The organism is Pseudomonas sp. L13 (assembly GCF_009935965.1).
Lineage (GTDB): Bacteria > Pseudomonadota > Gammaproteobacteria > Pseudomonadales > Pseudomonadaceae > Aquipseudomonas > Aquipseudomonas lactis.
The window spans coordinates 1-26,461 of sequence record NZ_QODJ01000010.1 but is presented as its reverse complement, the minus strand read 5'-3'; the positions used below and the strand labels follow the sequence as shown (position 1 = coordinate 26,461).

The 26,461-nt window shown below is 60.8% G+C and carries 22 protein-coding genes and 1 other RNA gene; 8 read left to right on the top strand and 15 right to left on the bottom strand.

Going from position 1 to position 26,461, the window contains the following annotated elements:
* From mraY to rsmI, 9 genes are all read right to left on the bottom strand, one after another.
* Complete coding sequence (gene mraY, locus DK871_RS08260) at positions 1-1,083, bottom strand: phospho-N-acetylmuramoyl-pentapeptide-transferase (protein ID WP_161904639.1); 1,083 nt, start codon at positions 1,081-1,083, stop codon at positions 1-3.
* Entirely contained in the window at positions 1,083-2,453 is a 1,371-nt protein-coding gene (murF, locus tag DK871_RS08255) for a UDP-N-acetylmuramoyl-tripeptide--D-alanyl-D-alanine ligase (RefSeq protein ID WP_161904638.1), read from the bottom strand. Before murF ends, mraY begins: the two co-directional genes overlap by 1 nt.
* On the bottom strand, positions 2,446-3,909 hold the full coding sequence (locus tag DK871_RS08250) for a UDP-N-acetylmuramoyl-L-alanyl-D-glutamate--2,6-diaminopimelate ligase (RefSeq protein ID WP_161904637.1): 1,464 nt from the start codon (positions 3,907-3,909) through the stop codon (positions 2,446-2,448). The genes murF and DK871_RS08250 overlap by 8 nt, the downstream gene beginning before the upstream one ends.
* Positions 3,909-5,651 (bottom strand): penicillin-binding protein 2, encoded by a 1,743-nt coding sequence (locus DK871_RS08245; RefSeq protein WP_019816949.1) that lies wholly within the window; start codon positions 5,649-5,651, stop codon positions 3,909-3,911. The genes DK871_RS08250 and DK871_RS08245 overlap by 1 nt, the downstream gene beginning before the upstream one ends.
* Positions 5,651-5,944 carry a cell division protein FtsL gene (ftsL, locus tag DK871_RS08240; protein WP_003188663.1) on the bottom strand — a complete coding sequence of 98 codons (294 nt, stop codon included), beginning with the start codon at positions 5,942-5,944 and terminating at the stop codon, positions 5,651-5,653. Before ftsL ends, DK871_RS08245 begins: the two co-directional genes overlap by 1 nt.
* Positions 5,941-6,888: a 16S rRNA (cytosine(1402)-N(4))-methyltransferase RsmH gene (gene rsmH, locus DK871_RS08235; RefSeq protein ID WP_161904636.1), complete on the bottom strand. Its 948-nt coding sequence runs from the start codon at positions 6,886-6,888 to the stop codon at positions 5,941-5,943. Before rsmH ends, ftsL begins: the two co-directional genes overlap by 4 nt.
* Positions 6,885-7,340, bottom strand: a complete 456-nt coding sequence (gene mraZ, locus DK871_RS08230; protein WP_003171868.1) for a division/cell wall cluster transcriptional repressor MraZ — start codon at positions 7,338-7,340, stop codon at positions 6,885-6,887. Before mraZ ends, rsmH begins: the two co-directional genes overlap by 4 nt.
* Before the next feature lie 355 nt (positions 7,341-7,695).
* Positions 7,696-8,049: RNase P RNA component class A (gene rnpB / locus DK871_RS08225), an RNA gene on the bottom strand.
* 96 nt (positions 8,050-8,145) lie between these two features.
* Positions 8,146-9,018 carry a 16S rRNA (cytidine(1402)-2'-O)-methyltransferase gene (gene rsmI / locus DK871_RS08220; RefSeq protein ID WP_032897619.1) on the bottom strand — a complete coding sequence of 291 codons (873 nt, stop codon included), beginning with the start codon at positions 9,016-9,018 and terminating at the stop codon, positions 8,146-8,148.
* 209 nt (positions 9,019-9,227) lie between these two features.
* On the opposite strand from rsmI, the gene DK871_RS08215 reads away from it, so the two are divergent.
* The 4 genes from DK871_RS08215 to DK871_RS08200 all read left to right on the top strand — a co-directional run bounded on the left by DK871_RS08215 (position 9,228) and on the right by DK871_RS08200 (position 12,675).
* Complete coding sequence (locus tag DK871_RS08215) at positions 9,228-11,039, top strand: penicillin-binding protein activator (protein WP_161904635.1); 1,812 nt, start codon at positions 9,228-9,230, stop codon at positions 11,037-11,039.
* Complete coding sequence (locus DK871_RS08210) at positions 11,039-11,410, top strand: YraN family protein (protein ID WP_116667176.1); 372 nt, start codon at positions 11,039-11,041, stop codon at positions 11,408-11,410. Before DK871_RS08215 ends, DK871_RS08210 begins: the two co-directional genes overlap by 1 nt.
* A 93-nt stretch (positions 11,411-11,503) precedes the next feature.
* Entirely contained in the window at positions 11,504-12,097 is a 594-nt protein-coding gene (locus DK871_RS08205) for a phosphoheptose isomerase (RefSeq protein ID WP_007904374.1), read from the top strand.
* Complete coding sequence (locus tag DK871_RS08200; protein WP_161904634.1) at positions 12,094-12,675, top strand: BON domain-containing protein; 582 nt, start codon at positions 12,094-12,096, stop codon at positions 12,673-12,675. The genes DK871_RS08205 and DK871_RS08200 overlap by 4 nt, the downstream gene beginning before the upstream one ends.
* A gap of 68 nt (positions 12,676-12,743) precedes the next feature.
* On the opposite strand, the gene DK871_RS08195 is transcribed toward DK871_RS08200, so the two are convergent.
* Positions 12,744-13,514: an OmpA family protein gene (locus tag DK871_RS08195; RefSeq protein WP_161904633.1), complete on the bottom strand. Its 771-nt coding sequence runs from the start codon at positions 13,512-13,514 to the stop codon at positions 12,744-12,746.
* Between the two features lie 165 nt (positions 13,515-13,679).
* Positions 13,680-14,324 carry an MBL fold metallo-hydrolase gene (locus DK871_RS08190; RefSeq protein WP_161904632.1) on the bottom strand — a complete coding sequence of 215 codons (645 nt, stop codon included), beginning with the start codon at positions 14,322-14,324 and terminating at the stop codon, positions 13,680-13,682.
* 154 nt (positions 14,325-14,478) lie between these two features.
* Here DK871_RS08190 and DK871_RS08185 point away from each other — a divergent pair, with 154 nt between their 5' ends.
* From DK871_RS08185 to DK871_RS08170, 4 genes are read left to right on the top strand one after another with little or no spacing between them, the layout of a single operon-like run.
* Complete coding sequence (locus tag DK871_RS08185; protein WP_161904631.1) at positions 14,479-15,069, top strand: paraquat-inducible protein A; 591 nt, start codon at positions 14,479-14,481, stop codon at positions 15,067-15,069.
* A complete protein-coding gene (locus DK871_RS08180) occupies positions 15,066-15,710 on the top strand; it encodes a paraquat-inducible protein A (RefSeq protein ID WP_161904630.1) in 645 nt (214 codons plus the stop codon). The genes DK871_RS08185 and DK871_RS08180 overlap by 4 nt, the downstream gene beginning before the upstream one ends.
* Complete coding sequence (locus tag DK871_RS08175; protein ID WP_161904629.1) at positions 15,691-17,340, top strand: intermembrane transport protein PqiB; 1,650 nt, start codon at positions 15,691-15,693, stop codon at positions 17,338-17,340. The genes DK871_RS08180 and DK871_RS08175 overlap by 20 nt, the downstream gene beginning before the upstream one ends.
* 14 nt (positions 17,341-17,354) lie before the next feature.
* The gene (locus DK871_RS08170; RefSeq protein WP_161904628.1) at positions 17,355-17,912 is read left to right on the top strand and encodes a membrane integrity-associated transporter subunit PqiC; all 558 of its coding nucleotides are present in this window, start codon (positions 17,355-17,357) and stop codon (positions 17,910-17,912) included.
* Positions 17,913-17,921: 9 nt separating this feature from the next.
* Here the strand turns inward: DK871_RS08170 and DK871_RS08165 are convergent, their stop codons facing one another.
* The 4 genes from DK871_RS08165 to DK871_RS08150 form a co-directional block, all read right to left on the bottom strand.
* Positions 17,922-20,651, bottom strand: a complete 2,730-nt coding sequence (locus DK871_RS08165; protein ID WP_161904627.1) for a LuxR C-terminal-related transcriptional regulator — start codon at positions 20,649-20,651, stop codon at positions 17,922-17,924.
* Between the two features lie 280 nt (positions 20,652-20,931).
* On the bottom strand, positions 20,932-22,296 hold the full coding sequence (locus DK871_RS08160; RefSeq protein ID WP_161904626.1) for a DUF1329 domain-containing protein: 1,365 nt from the start codon (positions 22,294-22,296) through the stop codon (positions 20,932-20,934).
* 42 nt (positions 22,297-22,338) lie between these two features.
* Complete coding sequence (locus DK871_RS08155) at positions 22,339-24,198, bottom strand: DUF1302 domain-containing protein (protein WP_003188640.1); 1,860 nt, start codon at positions 24,196-24,198, stop codon at positions 22,339-22,341.
* Between the two features lie 332 nt (positions 24,199-24,530).
* A complete protein-coding gene (locus DK871_RS08150; protein ID WP_161904625.1) occupies positions 24,531-26,213 on the bottom strand; it encodes a fatty acid--CoA ligase in 1,683 nt (560 codons plus the stop codon).
* Between the last annotated feature and the right edge of the window lie 248 nt (positions 26,214-26,461).

The window sequence follows — 26,461 nt, the reverse complement described above, 5'->3', positions numbered from 1 at the left end:
CTACCTCAGTTTCAGGGTGGCAAGGCCGACCAGTACCAGAATCACGGTGATGATCCAGAAGCGGACAATCACGCGCGGCTCAGGCCAGCCCTTGAGTTCAAAATGGTGGTGAATCGGCGCCATGCGGAACACGCGGCGCCCGGTCAACTTGAAGGACGCCACCTGGATGACCACCGACAGGGTTTCCATCACGAACACGCCGCCCATGATGAACAGCACGATTTCCTGGCGAACGATCACCGCGATGGTGCCCAAGGCCGCGCCCAGCGCCAGTGCGCCGACGTCGCCCATGAAGACTTGTGCCGGGTAGGTGTTGAACCACAGGAACCCCAGGCCGGCACCGATCAGCGCGCCGCAGAACACGATCAGCTCGCCGGCGCCCGGTACATAAGGAATCAGCAGGTATTCAGCGAATTTCACGTTACCTGACAGGTAGCAGAAGATGCCGAGCGCGCCGCCCACCATCACCGTCGGCATGATCGCCAAGCCGTCGAGGCCGTCGGTCAGGTTCACCGCGTTGCTGGAGCCGACGATCACGAAGTAGGTCAACACCACAAAACCGACACCCAGCGGGATGCTCGCATCCTTGAGCATTGGGATGATCAAGGTGGTTTCCACAGCACTTGGCGCGGTGGTGTACAGGAAGATCGCGGCGGCCAGGCCGAACACCGACTGCCAGAAATACTTCCAGCGGCTTGGCAGCCCCTTGGAGTTTTTCTCGATCACTTTGCGGTAGTCATCCACCCAGCCGATGGCACCGAACAGCAGGGTCACCAGCAGCACCACCCACACGTAGCGGTTATGCAGGTCGGCCCACAGCAAGGTGCTGACGCCGATGGACGACAGGATCAGCGCGCCGCCCATGGTCGGAGTGCCAGACTTGGACAGGTGCGACTGCGGGCCGTCGTTACGAACCGATTGACCAATTTGCAGGTTCTGCAGGGTGCGGATCATCCACGGCCCTAAAAACAGCGACAAAGACAGCGCGGTCAGCACACCCAGGATCCCGCGCAGGGTCAGGTACTGGAAGACCGCGAAGCCTTTGTGGAACTGTTGCAGATACTCAGCCAGCAGCAGCAGCATTAATGTTTCTCCGTACTTGAGCCACACAAGGCTGCGACGACGTTTTCCATCACCGCGCTGCGCGATCCCTTGATCAAAATGGTTGTGTGTTTGTCATGTTCAGCCGCCGTCAACGCCTGGATCAGCTCGGCCTGGCTGGCGAAATGCCGGGCGCCAGGGCCGAACGCGTTGACCGCATGGGCCATGTTCGTGCCAACGGCGTACAGCGCGTCCACTTTGCCGGCGGCATAGGCGCCAACTTCACGGTGGCCTTGTTCAGCCCAATCGCCCAGTTCGCCGATGTCGCCCAGTACCAGAACCTTGCGCCCCTCAAAGCCTTTGAGCAGGTCCACAGCGGCATTGATGGAGGACGGGTTGGCGTTGTAAGTGTCATCAATCACGCGCATGCCGTTGCCAGCCAGTTGCGCCACGGTGCGGCCCTTGACCGGCTGCACCGCGCCCAGGCCCGTGGCAATACCGAACAGCGACACACCCAGGGCATGGGCAGCAGCAGCGGCGGCCAAGGCGTTGGCGACGTTATGGTTGCCCAGCAGGTTCAACTGCACGTGCTCGTCACCTTGCGGGGTGTGCAAGGTGAAGGACGGGCAGCCACGGGCATCGACATTGATGTTGGAGGCGTAAAAATCGGCTGCGGCATTGCGCACCGCAAACGTCAGGACCTTGCGACCGGCGGCGCGTATACGCCAGGTCTCGAAGGCCTTGTCATCCAGGTTCAGTACCGCAGTGCCCGAAGCGTCGAGGCCTTCAAGGATTTCGCCTTTGGCTTCGACGATTTTTTCCGGGCCGCCGAACTCGCCGACATGGGCGGTACCGGCATTGTTGATGATCGCCACGTGAGGCTGGGTCAACGCTACGGTGTAGGCGATTTCGCCGACGCGCGAAGCCCCCAGTTCAATCACTGCCGCCGTGTGTTCCGGGGCCAGTTCGAGCAGGGTCAGCGGTGCGCCGAAATCATTGTTCAGGTTGCCACGGGTGGCGAGTACCGGCCCGCGCGTACGCAAGACGCCGGCTAGCAGTTCCTTGACCGTGGTCTTGCCACTGGAACCGGTAACGGCCGCCACCGGTTTATCAAAAGCGGCACGGTTAAGCGCCCCCAGCTGGCCCAGGGCCAGGCGGGTGTCGGCTACCAGCAATTGCGGCAAGGCAGAATCGGCCACTTCACGCTGTACCAGGGCACCGACGGCACCTTTGGCGGCAACGTCGTTGAGGTAGTCGTGACCATCGAAACGCGGGCCGGCCAGGGCAACAAACAGTTGCCCCGGCTGGATGTTACGGCTGTCGATACTCACGCCATTGAATGTGCAGTCGCTCGACAGCACACGGGCCGACAGGGCCTGGGCCAGCTCGCTGAATGTCATCGCTTTAAGCATGGGCAACCTCCCAGGCGGTCAGGGCGTGATCCGCCTCGACCAGATCGGAGAAGGCATGGCGCTCACCGTTGATTTCCTGATAGTCCTCGTGACCTTTGCCCGCCAGCACCACTACGTCGTCCGCGCCGGCACTGGCGATCAACTGGGCGATGGCGGCGCCACGGCCCGCGACGAAGGTGGCCTTGGAGGCATCTTTGAAGCCGACACGGATGTCATCGAAAATCTGGCTCGGGTTTTCGCTGCGCGGGTTGTCGTCGGTGACGAGTACGCCATCGGCCAAGCGCTCGACAATCTCGGCCATCAATGGGCGCTTGCCGCGATCGCGATCACCGCCGCAACCGAACAGGCACAGCAGCTTGCCCTTGGCATGTGGGCGCAGGGCTTCGAGGACTTTTTCCAGGGCATCCGGTGTATGGGCGTAATCGACCACCACCAGCGGTTGCGTGCCGCCACCCAGGCGCTGCATGCGACCGGCCGGGCCTTCCAGCTTTGGCAGTACCCGCAGGATTTCATCCAGGGCGTAGTCCAGGCCCAGCAGTGCGCCGATAGCGGCGAGCACGTTGCTCAGGTTGAACCGCCCGAGCAAGGTGCTGCGCAAGTGGTGCTCGCCCTGCGGCGTCACCAACGTGGCGCGCACGCCTTCGTCATTGAATTGGGCTTCGCGGCAATACAGGTAGGCACTGGCATCTTGCAGGCTATAGCTGATCAAGCGCGCATCGCTGTCTTCGCCCGCCAGTTGGCGGCCGAATGCGTCGTCGAGGTTGACCACCCGGCACTTCAGGTCATTCCAGGCAAACAGCTTGGCCTTGGCGGCGGCGTACGCCTCCATGGTGCCGTGGTAGTCGAGGTGATCGCGGGACAGGTTGGTCATCACCGCCACGTCAAAGGCCAGGGCAGTGACTCGCCCTTGGTCCAGGCCGTGGGAAGACACTTCCATGGCAACCGCCTTGGCGCCGGCCTTTTTCAGGTCGGCCAGGGTCGCTTGCACGGCAATCGGGTTCGGCGTGGTGTGCAGGCCGCTTTGCAGCGCGCCATAGAAACCGGTGCCCAGGGTGCCGACGATGCCGCAGTGCTGACCCAGCAGGTCCAACGCCTGGGCGACCAATTGGGACACGCTGGTCTTGCCGTTGGTGCCCGTCACGCCCACCAGGTTGAGTTGGCGGCTCGGGTCACCGTAGAAGCGCCCGGCGATGTCGGACAGTTGCGCAGCCAGCCCCTTGACCGGAATCAACGGCACATCGGTGATCGGCAGCACGGTGGCGCCTTCCACTTCATAGGCAACCGCCGCCGCACCGCGTTGCAAGGCATCGGCGATATGCGCACGGCCATCAAGCTTGCCGCCAGGTACCGCCAGGAACAGGTCACCGGCGCGCACATTACGGCTGTCCAGGGTCAGCTCACGAATCAGCAGATCGTGGCCGGCATGGGCAAAAATCTTGTTCAGGCTAAGAGACATCAGCCGCGCCCTCCATTGGCTTTGACCGCGGCGGCCGGTGGGCCCGCGTTGGCTTGTTGGGTCGGCGGCAGGTTGTCCGGCGTGATGTTCATCAGGCGCAGGGTGCCGGACATCACTTTGCTGAACACCGGCGCCGAAACCAGGCCACCGAAGTAGCCGGCTTTACTAGGCTCGTCGATGACCACGACGATGGCGTAGCGTGGGTCGCTCATTGGGCCGAAGCCGGCGAACAGCGAACGGTAGGAGTTCTCGGCATAGCCTTTGGTGCCCACCGAAGTCTTACGCGCCGTACCCGACTTGCCCGCAACGTGGTACGCCGGCACCTGGGCGCGGAATACGCCACGCGGTGCCTCGATCACTTGTTGCAGCATGCCTTGCATGGTCTTGGCGACGTTTTCCGGGATCACTTGGGTGGCTTTTGGCGCTTCGTCGACATGAATCAGGCTCAGTGGAACCATGCGGCCGTTATTGGCCAATACCGAGAAAGCGTGGGCCAACTGGATGGCGGTCACCGACAGGCCGTAGCCGTAGGACAGCGTGGCAGTCTCGGCTTTTCTCCATTCGCGGTAGTTCGGCAGGTTGCCCACGCGTTCACCTGGGAAATCGAGACCGGTGGGTTGCCCCAGGCCGATTTTTTGCGCCAGGTGATAGATCGTTTCACCGCCAATGTCGAAGGCAACCTTACTCATGCCCACGTTACTGGAGTTGATCAGGATGCCTGTCAGATCCAGCACCGGACCTTCAGTGCGGGATACGTCACGAATGGTGTATTTGCCCAACTGCAAGGTGCCTGGGTAAACCTCGACCTTGTCGCTGGGTTTCCAGCGGCCGGTTTCCAGGGCAGCGCTCATGGAGATGGCTTTCATGGTGGAACCGGGTTCGAACACGTCGATCATCGCGCGGTTACGCATCATCGCCGGCTGCAGGTTGCGACGGTTGTTGGGGTTGTAGGTCGGCTGGTTGACCATGGCGAGGATCTCGCCGGTCTTCACGTCCATGATCACCAGGCTACCGGCCTTGGCGCCGTTCTCGATGATCGCGTTACGCAGTTCGCGGTTGGCCAGGTATTGCAGGCGCAGGTCAATCGACAACGCCAAGGGCTTGCCAGCCTTGGCGTTCTTGGTGACCTGGACGTCCTTGATCAGTCTGCCGCGCCGATCCTTGATGACCTGCCGCTTGCCGGGAACCCCAGCCAGCCACTCGTCATAGGCCAGTTCGACCCCTTCGCGACCATGGTCATCGATATCGGTGAAGCCCACCATGTGCGCGGTGGTTTCACCGGCCGGGTAGAAACGACGAAACTCCTCGATGCCGTAGACACCGGGAATTTTAAGGTCGAGCACTTGCTGGCCTTGCTCAGGGGTAAGCCCGCGCACCAGGTAGATGAATTCTTTGTTGGCCTGGGCTTCCAGGCGCTCGGTCAGGGCCTTGCGGTCTTGCCCCAGGGCAGCCGCCAGTTCAGGCCACTTGTCCTTGGCAACTTGCAGCTCCTTGGCGTTGGCCCACAGGGTGGTCACCGGGGTACTGACAGCCAGGGGCTCGCCATTACGGTCGGTGATCAGGCCGCGGTGTGCAGGAATCGGAATATGCCGCAGGCTACGGGCGTCACCCTGGCCGATCAGGAAGTCACGGTCGACGACCTGCAGGTCGAAGATACGCCAGACAATCGCGCCCACCATCAATGCCAGCAAGCCGAGCATCAGGCGGAAACGCCATGGGTAGAGTGCCCCTTCGAGCTTCATCATGGCGCCACCATGCGGACTTCAGCCGCGCCAGGGATGTGCATCTTCAGCTGTTCGGTGGCCAGCACTTCGATACGGCTGTGGGCCGTCCAGGTGCTTTGCTCCAGGATCAACCGACCCCACTCCGCCTGGGCTTTGTCACGCACGCTCAATTCCCCGTACAGGGTATTGAGCAACTGACGGTTCCAGTGGGCGCTGTAGGACACCGCAATCGCGGACACCAGCACGCCGACAAACAGCAGCAACATAAAGAAGCTGCCGCCCGGGAGGGGCTTGGCGAAAAGCTTGCTCACCGCAACTTCTCCGCAACACGCATGACGGCGCTACGGGAACGTGGGTTGGCCTTGAGTTCGGCTTCGGAAGCGAACTGCGCTTTGCCATGGATTTTGATTTTCGGCACAAAGGCTTCGAAACGCACCGGCAGGTTACGCGGCAGGTTGTCGGATTCGCCCTTGACCAGACGACGCATGAAGAGTTTGACGATGCGGTCTTCCAGGGAGTGGAAGCTGATCACCACCAGGCGACCGCCCACTTCCAAAGCATCCAGAGCGGCTTCGAGGCCGGCTTCCAGATCGCCCAATTCGTTGTTGACGTGAATGCGCAGGCCCTGAAACGCACGGGTCGCCGGGTTCTTGCCCTTTTCCCAGGCCGGATTGGCGACCTTCAGCACTTCGGCCAGGTCAGCGGTGCGTTCGAACGGCTGGATTTCGCGGCGCTCGACCACGGCACGCGCCATGCGACCGGCGAAGCGCTCTTCACCGTATTCCTTGAACACACGGGCGATTTCTTCCACCGGCGCGGTGGCGATGAACTGTGCGGCACTGACCCCACGGGTAGGGTCCATGCGCATGTCGAGGGGGCCGTCGCTCATGAAGCTGAAGCCGCGCTCCGGGTCATCGAGCTGCGGCGAAGACACGCCCAGGTCGAGCAGAACCCCGGCCACCTTGCCCGCCACACCGCGCTCAGCAACTTCGGCGCCCAGCTCGGCAAAGCTGCGCTGCACAACGACAAAGCGGCCGTCTTCGGCCGCTAGCGCTTGCCCGGTGGCAATCGCTTGAGGGTCTTTGTCGAACCCGAGGAGTTTGCCGTCGGAGCCGAGCTGGCTGAGTATCAACCGGCTATGCCCGCCCCTGCCGAATGTGCCATCGACATAGCAGCCATCGGCACGTACGGCGAGAGCCTCAACGGCTTCGTCAAGCAGTACGGTGATGTGGTTAAAGCCGCTATCAATAGTCACAGGATCAAATCACGCAGTTCATCAGGCATGGCGCCCGGTTGTTGAATAGCAGCCAGGTCCGCTGCAGACACAGCATCCCAGGCATCTTCGTCCCACAATTGGAACTTGTTCAGTTGGCCTACCAGCATTGCGCGCTTGTCCAGCTTGGCGTACTCGCGCAGTCGCGGAGGCACCAGGAAACGACCGCTGCCATCGAGTTCAAGGTCGACGGCATTACCGATCAGCAAACGCTGAAGGCGGCGGTTTTCTTCACGCAATGAAGGCAGCGCGCGCAACTTGGTTTCAATCAACTCCCACTCGTCGAGGGGGTAAACACACAAACAGGGGTCAACGGCGTCAATCGTGATGATTAACTGCCCTGAACTTCGCGAAATGAGCTCGTCACGATACCGGCTCGGCATGGCGAGACGGCCTTTTGCATCGAGACTGATAGCGTTAGCTCCGCGAAACACAGATGCGTTTCTCCAAATTTTAGCGTTTTACGTTCAAAAAACCCACTTTGTGCCACTTTCCGCCACTTGCGCACACTATAGGAATGCGCCCACCACACCGTCAAGGCGCGTATTCAAGGAAAAGCCTTACAGAACGGAGATTTAGGAAGGTAAAGGGAGGAGAAACGAGAGTTTTGCGATGTTTTTGACTCAACAACAGCAAACAGCTCAAAGAGCTAGGACTTAAAGTTAAAGTGATTTATTAAGAGTAAGATTTTTTTGGTATTACGAAGATGCATCTGCCAATGATTTGGCAGGGAGGGATTCTTGCGTTACTACCGGGTTTGCGCACGAGATTCGAACGCAAGGAAAAAAGGTGGAGAGTCGATCTGTAAGCCGGGTTCTGTCTTGAACAGTCATTCGTCTACGATGGCCATCACTGGACATCTTTAGCAACCTACCCGGTCCCAGCGCGGGCCACGCCTTGGGACCCTATTTGGTCTTGCTCCAAGTGGGGTTTACCTAGCCACGAACTGTTGCCAGTCGTGCGGTGCGCTCTTACCGCACCTTTTCACCCTTACCGGCACCGAAGTGCTTAGGCGGTTATTTTCTGTGGCACTTTCCGTAGGCTCACGCCTCCCAGGCATTACCTGGCACTTCGCCCTATGGAGCCCGGACTTTCCTCCCCCCCCTAATTTTCATAGAGGGCAGCGACTGTCCAATCGACTCTCCGCCGCGAAGGTTAACGGCACGGCGGCTTGAGGACAAGTATTAAAAGTGCAGCATTGCCATCACGTTCAGACGAAATACAGTTTTGGCCCAGGAACTATTCGGCCTTCTGTTTATCGAGCGCGACCTGATACAACACATTCTTGCGCACCCCGGTAATTTCGGCAGCCAGGGCGGCGGCGCGCTTGAGTGGCATTTCCTTGAGCAACAAATCGAGAACGCGCATGGCCTCGCTGCCCACCGCGTCTTCATTCTCCGGCGCGGTCCAGCCGGCTACCAGCACCACGCATTCGCCGCGCTGCTGATTGCTGTCGCCCTCGACAAACGCCCGCAACGCCTCCAGCGGCAGCCCCTTGAGGGTTTCGAAGGTCTTGGTCAACTCCCGGGCCAGCAAGGCCAGGCGCTCGCCGCCAAACACCAGTTCCATGTCTTGCAGGCATTCAAGAATGCGATGCGGGGCCTCATAGAAGATCAAGGTGCGCGGCTCTTCTTTAAGTGCCTGCAGACGCGCCCGACGCCCTACGGCCTTGGCGGGCAGGAAGCCTTCGAAGATAAAGCGGTCCGAGGGCAACCCGGCGGCCGATAATGCAGCAATCAGCGCGCAGGCTCCTGGAACAGGCACTACATTGATACCAGCGGCGCGCGCCTGGCGGACCAGGTGGTAACCAGGGTCGGAAATCAGCGGCGTGCCCGCGTCGGAAATCAGTGCGACGTCATCCCCCGCCAAAAGGCGCGTGATAAAGCGGCTACCCTCTTCACGCTCGTTGTGTTCGTGGCAGGCGGCTAATGGCGTGCTGATACCAAAATGCTGCATCAACCGTTGGGAGTGCCGCGTGTCTTCTGCCGCGATCAATTTCACCTCGCGCAACACCTTCAGCGCCCGGGCACTGATGTCGTCCAGGTTGCCAATGGGCGTCGCCACCACAAAAAGCGAGCCAGCAGTGGAATTCAAAGGACCTGGAGCAGTCAAAGCGCACACCTCGATGGTTGGCAAAAGTCACATTGTAGCGCGTAGAAGCCTTGAAAATGTGCCATCACGGCCGATGCCGTTTCAGCCACCGTCAGCTATTGGCAACATTTGCACGACCTAAATCCACGGTTTAACGCCATGAACATCGCGCCTGGGCCAGTGCTTGGGTACACTTCCACGCTAATTTGATCGGTATCAGGAACACTTACATGATCGCTTGCCTGCGGCTGCTCTCCGCCCTCTGCCTCGCTGCCTTGCTGGCCGCTTGCGCCAGTTCGCCCTCCTCCAGTCTTGGCGAACTGCCACGCACGCCCGACGCCAGTATCGAGCAACTGCTCGAACAGGCGACGAACGCCAAGACGCCAGAAAAAGCCGCGTTGCTGCGCCTGAGCGCGGCAGACCTGGCCTACCAGCAGAACAATCCCGGCCGCTCCTCGCAGATCCTTGCGCAAGTGCCCCTGGACGCCCTGAAGCCAGCCGCGCAAGTATTTGCCAGCACCCTGGCCGCAGAACTGGCCATGGGGCGCAACCAGCCCAAGGCGGCCTTGGCAGCGCTGAACCACCCCAGCCTGCAAAGCCTGAAGGAACTGCCGACCGACCAGCAGATCCGTACCGGCACTGTGCATGCACGCGCCTATGAAGCCGACGGCCAGACCCTTGCCGCCGCTCGCGAGCGCGTGGCCATGGCGCCCCTGCTGACGGGTGAGGCTGCCAGCAGCAACCACGAAGCCATTTGGGTATTGATTGCCGCGCTGCCAGCCGAACAGCTGCAAGCCACCGGCAACCCGACACTCGATGGCTGGATCACCCTGGCCCAGGCGGTCAAGGGCGCCGGTACGCTGGAGCAGCAACAAGCCGCCATCGACACCTGGCGCGCGCAGAACCCGGGCCACCCGGCGGCGGTGCAACTGCCAGCGCCGCTGACCAAGCTCAAGGAACTGGCCAGCCAGCCCCTAAGCAAGATCGCCCTGCTGCTGCCACAGGAAGGCCCCCTGGCTGCTGTGGGCAAAGCGCTGCGCGAAGGCTTCATGGCGGCTCACTACCAGGCTGAGCAAGCCGGGCAGAAGCCACCGGTCATCGAGTTCTATGACAGCTCGCGCCTGACCTCCCTCGACGACTTCTACGCCAAGGCCCAGGCCGCCGGCGTGCAACTGGTGGTCGGCCCGCTGGAAAAACCGCTGGTCAAGCAACTCAGCGCACGCCAGCAGTTGCCGATCACCACCCTGGCCCTGAACTACAGCGAGACCGATCAAGGCCCGGCGCAATTGTTCCAGTTCGGCCTGGCCGCTGAAGACGAAGCCCGCGAAGTATCGCGCCGCGCGCGTGCCGATGGCCTGCACCGCGCCGCCGCCATGGTGCCCCGTGGCGAATGGGGTGAGCGTGTGTACAAGGCGTTCCGCCAGGATTGGGAAGCCAATGGTGGCACCGTCATGGGCGTGGAGTATGTCGATCAGCCTGTGGCCCTGGCCCAGCAGATCGCCGATCTGTTCCAACTGCGCAAGAGCGAAGGCCGCGCCAAGAGCCTGCAAAGCACAGTCGGCACCGACGTTGCCGCCCAGCCTTCGCGTCGCCAGGACATCGAGTTCATCTTCCTGGCTGTCACGCCGCAACTGGCCCAGCAGATCAAGCCGACCCTGAACTTCCAATACGCCGGGGATGTGCCGGTGTACGCAACCTCTCACGTGTTCAGTGCCAGCGGTGACCGTAACCAGTACCTGGACATGACCAACGTGATGTTCTGCGAGACCCCTTGGCTGCTTAACACCACTGACCCACTGCGTAACCAGGTCGCCGCACAATGGCCGCAAGCCAATGGCAGCCTGGGCCGCCTCTACGCGATGGGCGTGGATGCCTACCGCCTGGCGCCACGCCTGGGCCAGCTCAAGGCGCTGCCGGACACCCGTGTAGACGGCCTCTCGGGCAACCTGGGCATCAGCGCCAACCAGCGCGTCGATCGCCAGATGCCGTGGGCGAAGTTCGTCGGCGGCGACATTCAGCGCCTGCCTGATACCCCACGCTGATGCCCGAGCGGTCCAGCGCACAAAGCGGCAAGGATGCCGAACTGCATGCACTCAATTACCTGCAACAACAGGGTCTGCGCCTTCTGGCGCAGAACTGGTTATGTAAACGCGGCGAGCTTGATCTGGTCATGCTTGACGGCGATACAGTAGTATTCGTCGAAGTCCGCTACAGAAAACACGCACAATGGGGTGGCGCGCTCGCCAGTATCGACGGGCGCAAGCGTCAAAAGCTGATACTCGCTGCGCAGTTTTTTCTGCAAAAAGAGCATCGCTGGGCTGACTGCCCCTGCCGTTTCGATGTGGTCGCCATGGAAAGCACCCCGTCAGGCACAGTTGATCTGACCTGGCTCAAAAATGCCTTCGACAGCTGATTCGCCGGGCACCTTCACCACTCATTTTTGCTCTTTGCTTTGCGGGCTGCACATTACCTGTGCCAAACAGCCGCGCTACTTAAGGTCACACAGATGGACATGCAATCCCGAATTCGCCAGCTTTTCCAGGCCAGCATCGACACCAAGCAACAGGCGATGGACGTACTTGCACCGCACATCGAGCAAGCCAGTCAGGTCATGGTCAATGCCTTGCTCAACGAAGGCAAAATGCTTTCGTGCGGCAACGGTGGTTCGGCCGGCGATGCCCAGCATTTTTCCTCCGAGCTGCTCAACCGTTTCGAACGCGAACGCCCGAGCCTGCCGGCCATTGCCTTGACCACCGATTCGTCGACGATCACCTCGATTGCCAACGACTACAGCTATAACGAAATCTTCTCCAAGCAGATCCGCGCCCTCGGCCAGCCGGGCGATGTATTGCTGGCGATTTCCACCAGCGGCAACTCGGCCAATATTATTCAAGCGATCCAGGCCGCACATGATCGCGAAATGATTGTCGTAGCGTTGACCGGTCGCGACGGCGGCGGCATGGCTTCGCTGCTGCTGCCAGAGGACGTGGAGATTCGCGTCCCGGCCAACGTCACTGCACGTATCCAAGAAGTTCATCTGCTGGCGATCCACTGCCTGTGCGATCTGATCGACAGCCAACTGTTCGGGAGTGAAGAATGACCGTTAATCGCCTCAGTCTTTTGGCCATCACGCTGTGCGTCGCCATCAGCGGCTGCAGCTCGGCTATCACCGCTACACGGGACACCCCTATCCAGGACGACCGGGGCACACGCACCTTCGGCAGCACCATTGATGATTCGCTGATCGAAACCAAGGTGAAGGTCAACGTCGCCAAGGCCGCTACCGACCTGGGCAACGGTGCCTCCCGCATTGTAGTGACCAGCTTCAACGGCGTGGTCCTGCTGGCAGGCCAAACGCCCCGCGCCGACCTCAAGGCCCAGGCCGAGCAAGCCGCCGCCGGCGTGCAACGCGTCAAGAAGGTCCACAACGAACTGCAGGTCATGGACCCGATCACCCTGCTGGCTATCAGCAACGATGCCTTGCTGACCACCAAGATCAAGACCCAGATGCTGACCGACCGTGCAGTGCCAGGTTCGCGGATCAAGATCGTCACCGATAACGGCATCGTCTACATGATGGGCCTGCTGACCCAGGCCGAAGCCACCCGCGCCGCCAATTTGGTGCAGGGCGTGTCGGGCGTGCAGAAGATCGTGAAGGTGTTCGAATACATCGACTGATGTAGATCGACGCCACAAAAAAGGGCGCCGTGCATTGACTGCACGGCGCCCTTTTTAGTACCCAGGGTTTACTGGTATTGCTGGTACGGATTGCCCTGGAACTGGTTGTTCTGCTGTGGCGCCTGCTGCTGGCCAGGCTGGCCGTATTGCTGGCCAGGGATCGGGCCGAGGTTAACCTCGACACGACGGTTCTGGGCGCGGCCATTCACGTCGGCGTTACTGGCAATCGGGTTATCCGGGCCGGCACCGCGAGCGCTCAGGTTGGTAGGACTGACACCCTGGGAAGTCAGGTAGTTGGCCACGCTCTGCGCACGGCGCTGGGACAGGTCCATGTTCAGTTGGCGGCTGCCGGTGCTGTCGGTGTAGCCAACGATCTGGATGGTGTTCTGGTTGAACTGCTTGAGGGAGTTGGCCAGGTTGTTCAGCGGCTGGTAGAAGCTGCTGGAGATCGCATCCGAGTTGGTGGCGAAGGTAATGTTGCCCGGCATGATCAGCTTGATCTGGTCGCCCTGGCGCTGCACCTCAACCCCGGTGTTGGCCATGCTTTCACGCAATTTTTTCTCTTGCTGGTCGGCGTAGTAGCCATAGCCTGCCGCACCAGCACCCGCAACCACTGCGCCAATCAGCGCGCCCTTGCCACGGTTGTTATGGTCGATGGCCGCACCGGCCAATGCGCCAGCCAGCGCACCGAGGCCGCCGTACTTGGCGGTTTTGCTCATGCCGCTTTCGGAACCATTGCTGGCCTGTCCCTGGCTGCCGTCATAAGGGTTAGGTGAGGCGCAGCCAGACAACAGGGCTACGGCGGTAGCGACAACAAGCAGACGACGCGGAGTGAACATGAAGGAAGCTCCTACTTTTGCATTCTGTGATGCAGAGGACATTGGCAATGGACCTGTGCCGAGTTTGGAACGCGACAAACGGTAAAAATTCCGTGGAGGGGTGCGTAAAGCATAGCTGTCTTTGGCTCGGGCCTGTGCCACAGTCTCCACCGACTGATAATCCAATCACGCTCGCACAAACGGATTCTCGCGCATCTCATCCCCCAGACACGTATCCGGCCCATGCCCAGTGACCACCGTCGCGCCTTCGTCCAGCGTATACAGGCGCTGCTTGATCGACCGCACAATCGTCGCCTGGTCGCCGCCCCATAAATCCGTACGCCCTACCCCACGACGAAACAAGGTATCGCCGGCGATCAACAGCTTGGCGTCAGCAAACCAGAAACTCATCGAGCCCGGTGTATGCCCAGGAGTATGCAAGGCTACGCCGCAGCCGCAGGCCAATTCTTCGTCATGCTCGAGCCAGCGATCTGGCGACGGCACCGGCACGTAAGGCACGCGAAACATCTGGCATTGCATTTCCAGGTTGTCCCATAGAAATTGATCCTCTTTGTGCAGGTGCAGCGTGGCGCCGGTCTTTTCTTTCAATTGGCCGGAGGCCAGGAAGTGATCAAGGTGAGCATGGGTGTGGATAATGCTCACCACCTTCAGGCCCAGTGCATCAAGGCGCGCGAGGATCAACTCGTGATTGCCGCCGGGGTCGACTACGATGGCTTTTTTAGTGATCGGGTCGCCAATGATGGTGCAGTTGCACTGCAATGGGCCGACGGGGAAGGTTTCGCGAATCAACGGTTGTTTTTCGGTATTCATGGGTGTCCTGCAAGCCTCTGGCGCGTTCCAAGTGCAGTATGGTGTAGCTTGCCTCTGCGCGGGAAGGCGTCGATTGCGCGGTCTATCCGCTGTTAAGCTACACAAGCGCCATTGAAATCCCCCGCTGCAGTCAGTCGCATTTGGAGCAACACCCATGGCGAATCAACAGATCATCTGCGAACACTGCGACTGCGTGTACGAGAAAGTCACGCTCGCCAAACATCAAAAAGCCCTCTGTGTACGCTGCGGGGGCGTGCTGCAGCGCTATAACGGCCTGTCGGTGCAGCAACGTCTGGCCCTGACGGTGACTGCCGCAGTGCTGTGGACCTTTGCCAACTTTTACCCGGTGATGAGCATCAGCCTGCAAGGCTTGAAAAACAGCGCGACCCTCTGGGACTCAGTAGTTGCACTGAGCCTGGGGCCGATCACGTTCATTGCACTGGTGGCGGCAATTTCCATCATTATCGCGCCGGTGTTTCAACTGCTGTTGCTGATCTGGGTGCTGAGTTTCGCCTTAGTCGGTAGGCGCTCGCCGGCGTTCAAGCTGTGCATGCGCTGGCTCGAAGCACTCCGGCCTTGGAGCATGCTGGAGGTGTGCCTGTTGGGCGCGATGGTTGCGGTATTCAAGCTGGCCGGCATGCTGGATGTGATCCCTGGCATCGGCCTGTTTGCCTTGGCCGCCCTGAGCCTGTTGCTGATCCGCATTGCCGGGCGCGATGTGCGCGACCTGTGGGACACCGTATGAACTCACCGCCTACCGCCCGCGAGCTGAACCTGTGCCTGTGCCACACCTGCGGCCAGCCCTGCGACATGCGCCTTGAACCCACCGAGTGCGAGCGCTGTGGCGCCGCGCTGCATCGGCGCAAGGTGCAGTCCCTGACCCGAACCTGGGCCTACATGCTCACCGCCCTCGCCTTTTATATCCCGGCCAATTTACTGCCGGTGATGAACACCACCATGCTCGGCTCGGGCGCAGACAGCACCATCATGAGTGGCGTGCTGGAGTTTTGGCAGCATGGCGCCTGGGACATTGCGCTGATCATTTTCATCGCTAGCATTGCCGTGCCGGGCATCAAGTTCTTGTCCCTGGGGCTGCTGCTGGTCACCGTGCAGCGCAATAGCCAATGGGCGCGCAAGGAGCGCTCGAAGCTTTTTAGGTTTATCGAACTGATCGGCTACTGGTCGATGCTCGACGTCATCGTGGTTGCCCTGGTGGCCGCGCTGGTGAAGTTTCAAGCCCTGGGCACGATAGAACCGCGCCTGGGTATTCTGTTTTTTGGCCTGGTGGTCGTGTTTACGATGCTCGCGGCCATGAGTTTTGATCCCCGGCTAATCTGGGAAAACCCACCTAACGAGGAGACCTCGGATGAGCTCATCCAAGGCTGAAACCCCTGCGGGGCAACCCGTGATCAAGACGCGTCGTTTCAGTGTCTCGCTGGTCTGGATCGTACCGATCGTCGCCGTGCTGGTGGGCATCTCGCTGGTGATTCACAGCGTCATGCAACAAGGGCCGACTCTCGTCCTCAACTTCAAGACCGGCAGCGGGCTGGTTGCCAATAAAACCGAGGTCAAATACCGCAACGTGGTGATCGGCCACGTAACCGCCGTGGCCCTGAGTGATGACCAGAAAAGCGTCAATGCCACCGTCGAGTTGGTCAAACAGGCCGAAAGCTTCACCCGCGAAGATTCGAAATTCTGGGTGGTACGCCCGCGCATTGGCGCAGGCGGCGTGTCGGGTATCGACACGTTGCTGTCCGGCGACTACATCGGCGCAGACATTGGCCAGTCCGAGACTCGCGCCAAACACTTCACCGGTTTGGAAAACCCGCCGCCCATCACTTACGGCGAACCGGGCAAGCGCTTCACGCTGCACACCCAGGCCCTGGGTTCCCTGGACATCGGCTCGCCGGTCTATTACCGGAAGATCCCGGTAGGCCAGGTAGTGGCCTATGAGCTGGACAACGAGGGCAAGGGCGTGAATGTCGAAATCTTCGTACATGCGCCCAATGATGTGTACATCACTGAGAACACGCGGTTCTGGAACGCCAGCGGCGTCGACTTGAGCGTCGGCGCCAATGGCTTCGCGCTGAAAACCGAATCCTTGTCGTCCATGTTGATGGGTGGGATCGCCTTCCAGGCGCCGCCCTACAACCCCAATGACAAACCGGCCGAAGAAAGCCGCAGCTTTGAATTGTTCGAAGACCAGCAAAGCGCCCTCGCCCCACCCAACGGCAAGGGCCAATATATGGTCCTGCGTTTCGATCAGGCTCTGCGCGGGCTGAAAGTCGACGCACCGGTGGAGTTCCTCGGCGTCGAGTTCGGCAGGGTTGTATCGATCAACCTGGATTTCGATGCGAAGAAGCGCACCTTCCCGGTCAATGTCGGCATCGTGATCTACCCACAACTGCTCGGCGAGGCCCACACCAAGCTGCTCAAGGCCATGAACAATAACCCTGACGATGAGGCAGCCGGCGTACGCCTGATCGGCACCTTCATCGAAAACGGCCTGCGCGCCCAGGCCCGTAGCGGCAACTTGCTGACTGGCCAGCTGTACATTGCCCTGGACTTCTACCCCAAGGCCGAGAAAGTCGCGTTCGACCCGAACCAGCGCCCCGTGGGCATCCCCACGATCCCGGGCAACCTGGAACAGTTGCAAGAGAAGTTCGAAGGCATCGTCAACAAGATCAGCCAACTGCCTGTGGAGCGCATTGCCGGCAACCTCGACGCCAGCCTGGTCGAACTGCGCAAAGGCCTGGCGCAATTCAACGCCAAGACGCTGCCGGGTGTGCAGACGACCTTGACCGACGTGAGCAAGACCCTGCAATCGGCCAGTTCAACCCTGGCCGAAGACTCGCCGCAACGTGAGCAACTGACCCAGACACTCGACGAGTTGGGGCGCATGTCGCGCTCCCTGCGCGAGCTTTCGGATTACCTGGGCCGGCATCCGGAGTCGCTGATTCGCGGCCGCCCCGATAACGCCGCACCGACGGACCTGCAAGGGCCACCCCGTAAATGACCATTGGAGCCGCCATGACATTGCCGTTGAAGATCACGTTACTGAGCGCCCTGCTGCTGCTCGGTGCCTGTCGCAGTGAGCCCATCGCCTTTCACACCCTGACCCCGGCGCACTTGAGCCCGAGTACGCGTGCAGATGCCGGCGGTGTTCGCATTGAGAGCATCAGCGTGCCGCCTCAGGTCGACCGCGCACAGATAGTGATTCGCCAGGGTGACAGCGGCCTGGCGATTCTTGAAACCCAGTGGTGGGCCGCTACCCTCGCCGATGAGCTGAGGAGCGCGTTGGTGGATCAATTGGCCAACAGCAATGCCCGCCAAGCCGTGGCTTTGCGCGTTGAGGTGCAGCGATTTGACTCGGTACCGGGGCAGTACGCGTTGCTGGATGTGCGCTGGCGCCTGAGGCAAGTCAATAGCGATCGCCCAGCGTTGACCTGCCGCACCACCTTGCAGTCGCCCGCCGGGCCGAGCATCGACGAACTGGTGGTGGCGCATCAGAACAACCTCAAGCGCTTCGCGGCGCTGATAAATCAGACCGTCGACACCTCACTCAAAGGCTGCCCGACCACGCTATAACCCCTGGCCTCAGGCCAACAAGCCCATGGACTTGGCCCGCGCCACCGCTTGGGTTCGACGCTCCACGCCGAGCTTGCTGTTGATATGGCTGGCGTGGGTCTTCACCGTGTGCAGGGAGATGAACAACTGGTTGCTGATTTCCTGGTTTGAACAGCCTTGGGCAATCAGCTGCAGCACCGCCAACTCTCGGGTGCTGAGGGTTTCCTGTTGAGGTGAGGCTTCAACCGCGATGGCCTGGGGCAGCAACGCCAGCAAGCTCTGGTTGAGCAGCCCATGGGAGTCCTTGCCCAACTGCTCGCGCATCCACTGCGGGTAACCTTCCAACAAGCGTTGAAACGGCTGCAACGCACCGCCCGAACCAGCGTGCAGGGCACGGGCGAATACCGGCCTGGCCTTGGCCTCCTGGCCATTCTCCAGAAGCAACTGCACCAGTTGGGCCAGCGCCATCAGGGCAATCATCTGGCGCCCGCTGTCATGGGCCTGTTGGGCCAGCGCTTCGAGGCGTTGCAGCGCACTGTCGGGTTGATGGCGAGTGGCATCGAGCGCGGCTTGTTGCAGCTCGATATGTTGCGGCAAGTGTGGATGAAACTCGGGGGCGGCCGCAGCGTGCTCGCCGTTGTAGGTCTGCCCCAGGCGGGCCAGCCAGGCGTCGGCCAGGTCAGTGCGACCCTGGGCCAGCCACAGCTCGCATTTGATCAGAGTGATCATCGCCAGGTAATAGATCGGCGGCACATCCCAGATGTGCATCAAGCGCTCGGCCTCGGCCAGTTCGGCAAAGGCATTGGCAAACTCCCCACGCCGCCCTTCGAAACTGGCGATGACGCAATGCCCGATCAGCACGCTGATATCGCGGCAGGCGCGGGCTTCGGCCAGGCCGGCGCGCAAACGCGCAAGGCCGGCTTCGGGCTGGCAACGCACCAGCAGCAGGTAACCTTCGTACAGCGACAGCCGTGCGCGCACGGCGTACAGGCGCTGGGGTGCCAGCCCATGCAGGCGCTCCAGGCCTTGGCGAACTTCATCCAGAGAACGCAGGATCTCACCCCGCGACTGCAACACCCGGGCCCGGTCGTAATGGGCCAACGCTTCAAACAAAGGGTTACCGACGCGCTGCGCCAGTTCCAACGATTCGCGGTTCAGGCCACGAGCGCGCCACAAGTCGGCATCGACGATCGCCAGGTTGGACAAGGTCGAGAGGCACATCAGGCGCTGGCCGTAACGCTTTTGCGGCAGGCTTTCCAACGCCTCCTGGCAATAGCGCTGGGTCAGCTCACGGTCTCCGCGCCCACGGGCGATGATCCCGCTCAGCGCCAACCATTGGGCCAGCATGGATTTTTGCGCGGTGGCCGACGGGGCCGGCAGGAAACGGCTGAGATAACTGGACAGCTCCTGCGCTGCATCCAATTGGCATGCGAGCCCAAGCGCCCAGCTGTACAGCACGATCAAACGCGGCGTGCTGATCAGCAAGCTGTCGGGCAGGTCCATCTTCCAGCGCAGCAGCATGCCGATATTCTGTTCTGCCAGCAGTTGTTCTTCGGACAGGTTCTGCACCAGGTTCGCCGCCACATCCAGGTGCCCGGCCCGCAGCGCCTGCTCCACCGCCTCATCGATCAAGCCCTGGGCGTTAAACCAGCGACAAGCGCGCAAGTGCAAGCTGGCCGGCGGCAAGGTGGCGCTCTTCTCGCGGCGGGTACGCAGCAGGTCGGAGAATAAATGGTGATAGCGGTACCAGTGCCCTTGCTCATCCAACGGCACCAGGAACACTTGATGAGCCTGCAGATAACGCAGGATTTCTGCGCTGTCATGGGCCTCGCGAACGGCGTCGCACAATTCACTGCAAAAACGCTCCTGCGGGGCGGTGTCGTACAAGAACGCTTGCACCTCCGCGGGCAGGCAGTCGATGACTTCTTCGAGCAGGTAATCGCGAATCAGCCCCTCGCCACCGTGCAGGTTTTGCGGCAAGGCGCTCTCACTGCCGGCTTCGGAGGCCGCCAACAACCAGAAGCGCAGGCCGGCGACCCAGCCCTCGCTACGGCGAATCAGGTTTTCCAACGCCTCACCGCGCAACGCATTGCCGTGTCCATCCAGCACCGCCAGGGATTCGTCGTGGGTCAGGCGCAGGTCTTGCTCATGCAGTTCCAACAGGTGCCGCGACAGGCGCAGGCGTGCCAGGTGCCAGTCCGGTCGCTGCCGGCTGGTGACCAGCACTACCAGGCCGTCAGGCAAATGATTGAGGAAAAATTGCAGGCAGCGATCCAGCACCGGGCCCTGGGCCAGGTGATAGTCATCCAGCACCAGCAATAACGGCGAACGCACGGACAGATGCACAGCCAACTCGTCGAGCAGGCCGTCGAGCCATTCTTCGAAGGCAAAGGGTTGGTGACGCTGGCGCATTTTCAGCAAGCCCAGGGATTGGGCGCCGAGTTGCGGGAAATACTGTTGCAAGCCGTCAAGCAGCCGCTCCAGGAAACGGCCGGGGTCACTGTCCCGTGGGCTCAGGCCCAGCCACAGGCTTTGCCACTGGGCTGGCAACCCCTGACAGAACTCCACCGCCAACGAGCTTTTGCCAAACCCGGCAGGCGCGCTGACCAGCAACAGTCGCCCATCAAGGCCCGCATTCAGCCGTTCGCACAGGCGCGGGCGCAGCACGTAGCCGTCAGGCAGTGGGGGCCTGTAGAAGCGGCCTTCCAGGGTCGGCATCACCACACTGGCAGGCCCATGGGTTCGGGACAGATCAGTCATCGCCGGGCTCTTGTAGAAGGCTGTTGTCGGCATTGCAGATGTCCGCAGACTAGCGGTAAAAGCGGCGGGATTGTAGATCTTTGCAACAAATGGCTGAAAAAGAACTGCGACAAGAAATATCCCTTCCAGCCGCCAAGAAAGCTATAGGAGCGAGCTTGCTCGCGAAGCACTCAAAAAAAACGCGCCCATCCAGGATGGGCGCGTGATCGTTGGCGACCCTCGCGAGCAAGCTCGCTCCTACTGGTGATCAGCTCCGCGTGGGAGCGATCATTAGCAGGGGTTAGCGAACACCGTCCTGGCGCAGGGCCGCTGGGGTGAAGTCGCTGGTGGTGGCGGTGAAGCCGAAGTCATAGGCCTGCTTCTCTTCGTTCTTCATGCCCAGGGCCAGATAGCGGCCGGACTGCAGGTCGTAGAGGGTTTCCAGGGCGTACCACGGCACTTGCTTGTCGTAGTAGTTCTCGGCATGGGCTTCGGCGACGCGCCACAGTTGGCCGCGACCGTCGTAGTGGTCGATCACCGCGGCTTGCCAGGTGTCTTCGTCGATGTAGAAGTCACGTTTGGCGTAGATGTGGCGCTGGCCTTCCTTCAAGGTGGCGACCACGTGCCAGACACGGCGCAGCTCGTAGCGAGCCAGGTCCTGGTTGATGTGGCCAGCCTTGATGATGTCGGCGTACTTGAGCTTGGGATCGTCGACCTTGTAGCTGTTGGAGGCGATGTACATCTCTTTCTTGCCTTCCAGCTTCCAGTCGTAGCGGTCCGGCGCACCGTTGTACATGTCGAGGTTGTCGGAGGTGCGCAGGCCATCGGCGGCAGTACCCGGGCCGTCATAGGACACTTGCGGCGCCCGACGCACGCGGCGCTGCCCGGCGTTGTAGACCCAGGCCGAACGCGGCTCTTTGACTTGGTCCAGGGTTTCGTGCACCAGCAGTACACCACCGGCCAGGCGCGCTGGCGCAGTCACTTGCTGCTTGAAGTAGAACAGCACGTTGCCTGGGTTTTTCGGATCGAAGTCCTTCATCTTGTCGCGGAACACGAACTGGTCGCGGAAGTACACCAGGCTGTAGGAACCGTTGGTTTGCGGGGTGGCCTGGGTGACCAGGCGGGTCACGCTGCCGCCGCGATAACGGGTGATGTGGTTCCAGATCACTTCAACACCGCTCTTGGGAATCGGGAACGGGACGGCGGTTTCGAAGTTTTCCAGGCCGTTTCCGCCGGACACCAGGTTGGTGGTGGTGGCGTTTTTCTTGATCGAGGCAAACACCTCAGCCGGTACCGTGGCACCGCGATGGGTCGGGTACACCGGCATCTTGAAGCTGTCCGGGTAGCGCTTGAACATCGCGTATTGCCCTGGGGCCAGCTTGTCTTTGTATTGCTCGACGTTCTGCGCGGTGATGGTGAACTGCGGTTGCTCGCTGGCGTACGGGTTGGCGAGGAAACCACGGGCGTCCACCGCGCCGGCATTGGTCGGCAATGGCGACCATTTCGGAATGGTGCCGGCCGCGTTACCGGCCATCTCGGCGCCCATCGGGGTCAGGGTCGTGCCGAGCTTGGCGGCTTCATCTGCCGAGACTGCCGCCATGACGTTGCTCGCCAGGATCGACAGCCCAAGCACACCCACGTGCAACAGACTTTTTGTTATTTTCATGCTCTGGTCTTCCTGAATACATGCCACTTGAAAAGAGTGTGCTTAGAAGTTGGCGCCGAAGCTCAACGCGACAAAGTCGCGGTCATCCACGGTGCTGAACTTGCCACCAAAGAAGTTGGTGTACGCCAGGCTCGCGGTGTAGGTGTTCTGGTATTCGGCATCCAGGCCCAGGCTGACCGCCTTGCGACCTTCCTCAAAGTTGCCGCCAGGGCCTGGCGAGTAACCTTTGACGTCATGGGACCAGGCCACGTTGGGCTTGAGGTTCACGCCCGCGAACACATCCGGGTATTCCCAGATGGCACGGGCACGGTAGCCCCAGGACGTTGCAGTGGTATAGCCGTCGTTATTGCAGTTGGTGTTCAGGCCGGCAGCGTTGGGCAAGCCGGCGCCGTTGGCGGTGGAGTTGTTGAGGGCGTTGCAAAACCCACCTGGCAGCGTGCCTGGGCCGAACACCGGGTCGCGGCCGTAACGAGCCTGGGATTTGCTTTCCAGGCCACCCACGTGGGTCACGCCGATTTCACCGACGGTGGTGAGGCGGCTGGCGCCCATCACCTGATCGAAGAAGTGCGTGAAGGTGGTCTGGAACTGGGTGACTTCCTTGCGGTTGTAGCCGTGCAGGTCCTGGCCCGGCGTGCCCTTGAGCACGGACGCATTGCCAAAGCCTGGGATCGGCGTGACGCCGGCGAACAGAATATCCGTGGTGCTCAACTGCACCGGCGCATTCGGACGGTAGCTCAACTCACCGCTCCAGGCGGTGCCGGTAGGCAAGGTGGTGGAGAAACTCAGGCCGTAGAGGCGGATATCTTCCGGGTACTCGACGAAGTAGTTCGAGCTACCCGCCACGATCAACGGCCGCAAGGCCCCCAGTGGCCCCAGCGGACGCGTGTAGGCCGCCGATGGCGCGCCCTGCGCACTGAAGATCGGCGCACGGCTGTGGTAGTTCATGAAGTAGGCGCCGAATTCGGTATCCAGCGGTTCGAAGTTGTAGCGCATGGCCACGCCGAACTGGCCGCTGTCGCGTGCATCACGGTCCGGCCCACGGCGCACCAGCACGCCTTCGCTGTTGACGTCCACACCCAAGGCCCCCAGGGTCGGCAGGGCGGCGGCAGGAATGGTGGAACGCTTGTTCAGTACCCGCAGGTTATTGCTGCAACCATCGGAGATCACGTCCGGCTGCGAGAAGAACGTGCCGCAGTTATCGGTCACGGTCTGGTCCCACTCCAGCTGGTAAAACGCCTCGGCCGACAGATTGTCGGTGAGCGACTGGGACACGTAGAACATGTTCACCGGGATCAAGCCTTCCTTGATCTCGGCCCCCGGACGACGAAACGCCGACACGTCGATCGGGTTGATGGAGTTGATGCCGCCACCGATGAAGGTGCTCTCACCCCAGCTCACCACCTGCTTACCAAAACGCACGGAACCCGGTGCATCGGCAATCGAGTAGTTATGGTAGACGAATGCATCGAGAATCTGCCCGCCCGAAGACTTGGCGCCCTCTTTGCGGTTGTTGTCGCTGATGTCCTTGAACGGACGGCTTTCGTCCTTGAGTTCGAAGTCGTACCAGTACTTGCCACGCACAAACACACCGGTGTCGCCGTACTTCAGTTCCAGGTCGTGGATGCCCTTGAAGATCTTCGAGAACGTCTCGCCGCGCTTGAAGTTCAAGTGGCCGTCATCGGAGGTCTGGGACAGGCCCTTGCCGCCGTTGTTGGCACCGATCAGGTCACGATTGGGTTTGGCTGTGGACCAGCTAGCGCCCACGGAAAGCGACGAGTCAAAGCTCCCTTCGATTTCACCAATGTTGAAACTGACGCCGAATGCCGGCCCGGCGAGCGTAGAAGCGAGGCTGACGGCCAGGGGCAGTCTTGCCCGGCGCCAGAACTGGTTTACTGAGGTCATCGACGCTACTCCATGTGCATATTTTATTGTTATGGCAGTGAGCCCTTTCTTCAGATGTAACGGCCGGGATACAACGATTCCAATGCCGCATCGCCACCGAGCCTCCATGGCTCGAAGCGCAACATCCGCGAAAAACTCTGAAAGGGACTATAGCCAGAGGGGGGTAGTGCTTGATCCCTCTAAAGTGTGATTTGCATCACCAACCTGTCTGCCACAACCCTTTCGCCACGCCGACGAAGGTCGACGCCGGAAGAATGGCTGAAATTCGGCAAATCACAAGTAAAGGCTTGATATAGAGCATTGCCGCGCCCGAACGGGCGCGGCGAGAGGGTTCAGAGCGTGGACAGGAACGTGCTGTTGTTGGCCTGCCACTCGATGATGTCGACGCGGATACGTTTCTTGTCGAGCTTGCCGACACTGGTCTTGGGAATTTCAGTAACAACGGCGATCTGGCTCGGGATCGCCCACTTGCTCAAATGCCCCAGCTCGACAAAAGGCTTGAGGTGCTCCTTGAGCTCTCGCGCATCGATCACATGCCCTTCACGCACCACCAACAACGCGAAGGGACGCTCGCCCCATTGCGGATCGGCAATGCCCACCACCGCCACTTCCCGCACCGCCGGGTGACGACTGACCAGGTCTTCCAGAGCCAGGGAAGAGATCCATTCGCCGCCGGTCTTGATCACATCCTTGATGCGGTCACGGATATCAATCACGCCGAAGGCATCCAGCGTAGCCACATCACCGGTGTGCAACCAACCACCGGCCCAGAGTTCGGCGCCCTTTTGCGGCTCTTTGTAGTAACCCTCGGTCAGCCACGGCGCGCGCAGCACCAGTTCGCCCTGGGTTTCGCCATCGGTGGGCAAGAAATGACCGTCGGTGTCCATGATTGCCGCCTCAACCAACGGGCCCGGCACACCGGCCTTGATGCGGTAGGTGGTGCGCTCATCTTCGCTGCCGGCCATCAGCTCATCATTGAGGTGAGCGCAGGATACCAGCGGCCCGGTCTCGGACATGCCATACGCGGCGGTCAGTTGAATGCCTCGGGCCTTGGCGGCTTCGTACAGCGAACGGTTGAGGGCGCTGCCGCCGATGACGATTTTCCACCCGCCGAAATCCACGTTCTGCGCCGCCTTGGCGTTAAGCACCATTTGCAGGATGGTCGGCACACAGTGGGAGAACGTCACCTTTTCCTTGCGCCACAGTTCCACCAGGTATTCCGGGTCGTAGCGGCCGGGGTACACCTGCTTGAGCCCGAGCATGGTCGCCACATACGGCAAGCCCCAGGCGTGTACATGGAACATCGGCGTGATCGGCATGTACACGTCGTTGGTGCCCAGCAGCCGCACGCTGTCGACGCTGCCCATGATGGTCGCCACGCCAATGGTGTGCAGCACCAGTTGCCGATGGGTGAAGTACACACCTTTGGGGTTACCGGTGGTGCCGGTGGTGTAGAAGGTGGTGGCGACCGAGTTTTCGTCAAAATCCTCGAAGTCATAGCTGGGGCTGGCGGCGGCCAGGAGGGTTTCGTACTCACCGACCAAGTTGGGTAGCTCGGCGGTGTGGGTGTCACCATCGGTAATCAACAAGGTCTTGTCGACAGTAGTGAGCTGCCCGGCAATCGCCTGGTAGAGCCCCACGAACTCACTGTTGACCAGCACAAAGCGGTCTTCGGCGTGGTTCATGGTGTACAGAATCTGCTCCGGCGACAGACGCACGTTAATGGTGTGAATCACCGCGCCAATCATCGGGATGGCAAACATGCACTCCAGGTAACGGTGGCTGTCCCAGTCCATCACCGCCACGGTATCACCGGCCTTGACCCCGGCTTCGGTCAGCACATTGGCCAGGCGCGCAACGCGCTCGATCAGCGTCGGATAGCTGTAGCGCAGCTTGTCTCGATAGATAATTTCCCGGGTCTTCTCGTAGCGAGTCCCGGACATCAACAGGCGCTTGATCAACAGCGGATACTGGTACGCACCTTCGGCGGGCGGGATAACACGGGTCTGCAACATAAGAATCCCTTTAATGACTGCACGGTCTTGGCTTGAAGACCTGCACTGTAGAGCGCTTATGGTTCAGCCAAATCAGCCAAAGGAATGATTTGCAGGCGCCAGCAAATGCTAGCTTTGCGCCACTATCCGGACGTCATGGCGTTCCAATTTTGGAGGGGGCTTGGTCCCGATGGCGACCCAACTCTGTAGCGATCGACGGTAACCACGATGCGAAGCGAGTAGCTCTTGCTCTTGCTCTTGCTCTCGCC

What these genes read in the sequence shown, in the direction of transcription:
- DK871_RS08185 (WP_161904631.1), top strand. Translation starts at nt 14,479, where the DNA reads ATGGCGAATCAACAGATCATCTGCGAACACTGCGACTGCGTGTACGAG.
- DK871_RS08210 (WP_116667176.1), top strand. Translation starts at nt 11,039, where the DNA reads ATGCCCGAGCGGTCCAGCGCACAAAGCGGCAAGGATGCCGAACTGCAT.
- DK871_RS08160 (WP_161904626.1), bottom strand. Translation starts at nt 22,296, where the DNA reads ATGAAAATAACAAAAAGTCTGTTGCACGTGGGTGTGCTTGGGCTGTCG.
- DK871_RS08200 (WP_161904634.1), top strand. Translation starts at nt 12,094, where the DNA reads ATGACCGTTAATCGCCTCAGTCTTTTGGCCATCACGCTGTGCGTCGCC.
- DK871_RS08215 (WP_161904635.1), top strand. Translation starts at nt 9,228, where the DNA reads ATGATCGCTTGCCTGCGGCTGCTCTCCGCCCTCTGCCTCGCTGCCTTG.
- DK871_RS08150 (WP_161904625.1), bottom strand. Translation starts at nt 26,213, where the DNA reads ATGTTGCAGACCCGTGTTATCCCGCCCGCCGAAGGTGCGTACCAGTAT.
- DK871_RS08165 (WP_161904627.1), bottom strand. Translation starts at nt 20,651, where the DNA reads ATGACTGATCTGTCCCGAACCCATGGGCCTGCCAGTGTGGTGATGCCG.
- DK871_RS08190 (WP_161904632.1), bottom strand. Translation starts at nt 14,324, where the DNA reads ATGAATACCGAAAAACAACCGTTGATTCGCGAAACCTTCCCCGTCGGC.
- DK871_RS08155 (WP_003188640.1), bottom strand. Translation starts at nt 24,198, where the DNA reads ATGACCTCAGTAAACCAGTTCTGGCGCCGGGCAAGACTGCCCCTGGCC.
- DK871_RS08250 (WP_161904637.1), bottom strand. Translation starts at nt 3,909, where the DNA reads ATGTCTCTTAGCCTGAACAAGATTTTTGCCCATGCCGGCCACGATCTG.
- DK871_RS08180 (WP_161904630.1), top strand. Translation starts at nt 15,066, where the DNA reads ATGAACTCACCGCCTACCGCCCGCGAGCTGAACCTGTGCCTGTGCCAC.
- DK871_RS08245 (WP_019816949.1), bottom strand. Translation starts at nt 5,651, where the DNA reads ATGAAGCTCGAAGGGGCACTCTACCCATGGCGTTTCCGCCTGATGCTC.
- DK871_RS08205 (WP_007904374.1), top strand. Translation starts at nt 11,504, where the DNA reads ATGGACATGCAATCCCGAATTCGCCAGCTTTTCCAGGCCAGCATCGAC.
- DK871_RS08170 (WP_161904628.1), top strand. Translation starts at nt 17,355, where the DNA reads ATGACATTGCCGTTGAAGATCACGTTACTGAGCGCCCTGCTGCTGCTC.
- DK871_RS08195 (WP_161904633.1), bottom strand. Translation starts at nt 13,514, where the DNA reads ATGTTCACTCCGCGTCGTCTGCTTGTTGTCGCTACCGCCGTAGCCCTG.
- murF (WP_161904638.1), bottom strand. Translation starts at nt 2,453, where the DNA reads ATGCTTAAAGCGATGACATTCAGCGAGCTGGCCCAGGCCCTGTCGGCC.
- mraY (WP_161904639.1), bottom strand. Translation starts at nt 1,083, where the DNA reads ATGCTGCTGCTGCTGGCTGAGTATCTGCAACAGTTCCACAAAGGCTTC.
- DK871_RS08175 (WP_161904629.1), top strand. Translation starts at nt 15,691, where the DNA reads ATGAGCTCATCCAAGGCTGAAACCCCTGCGGGGCAACCCGTGATCAAG.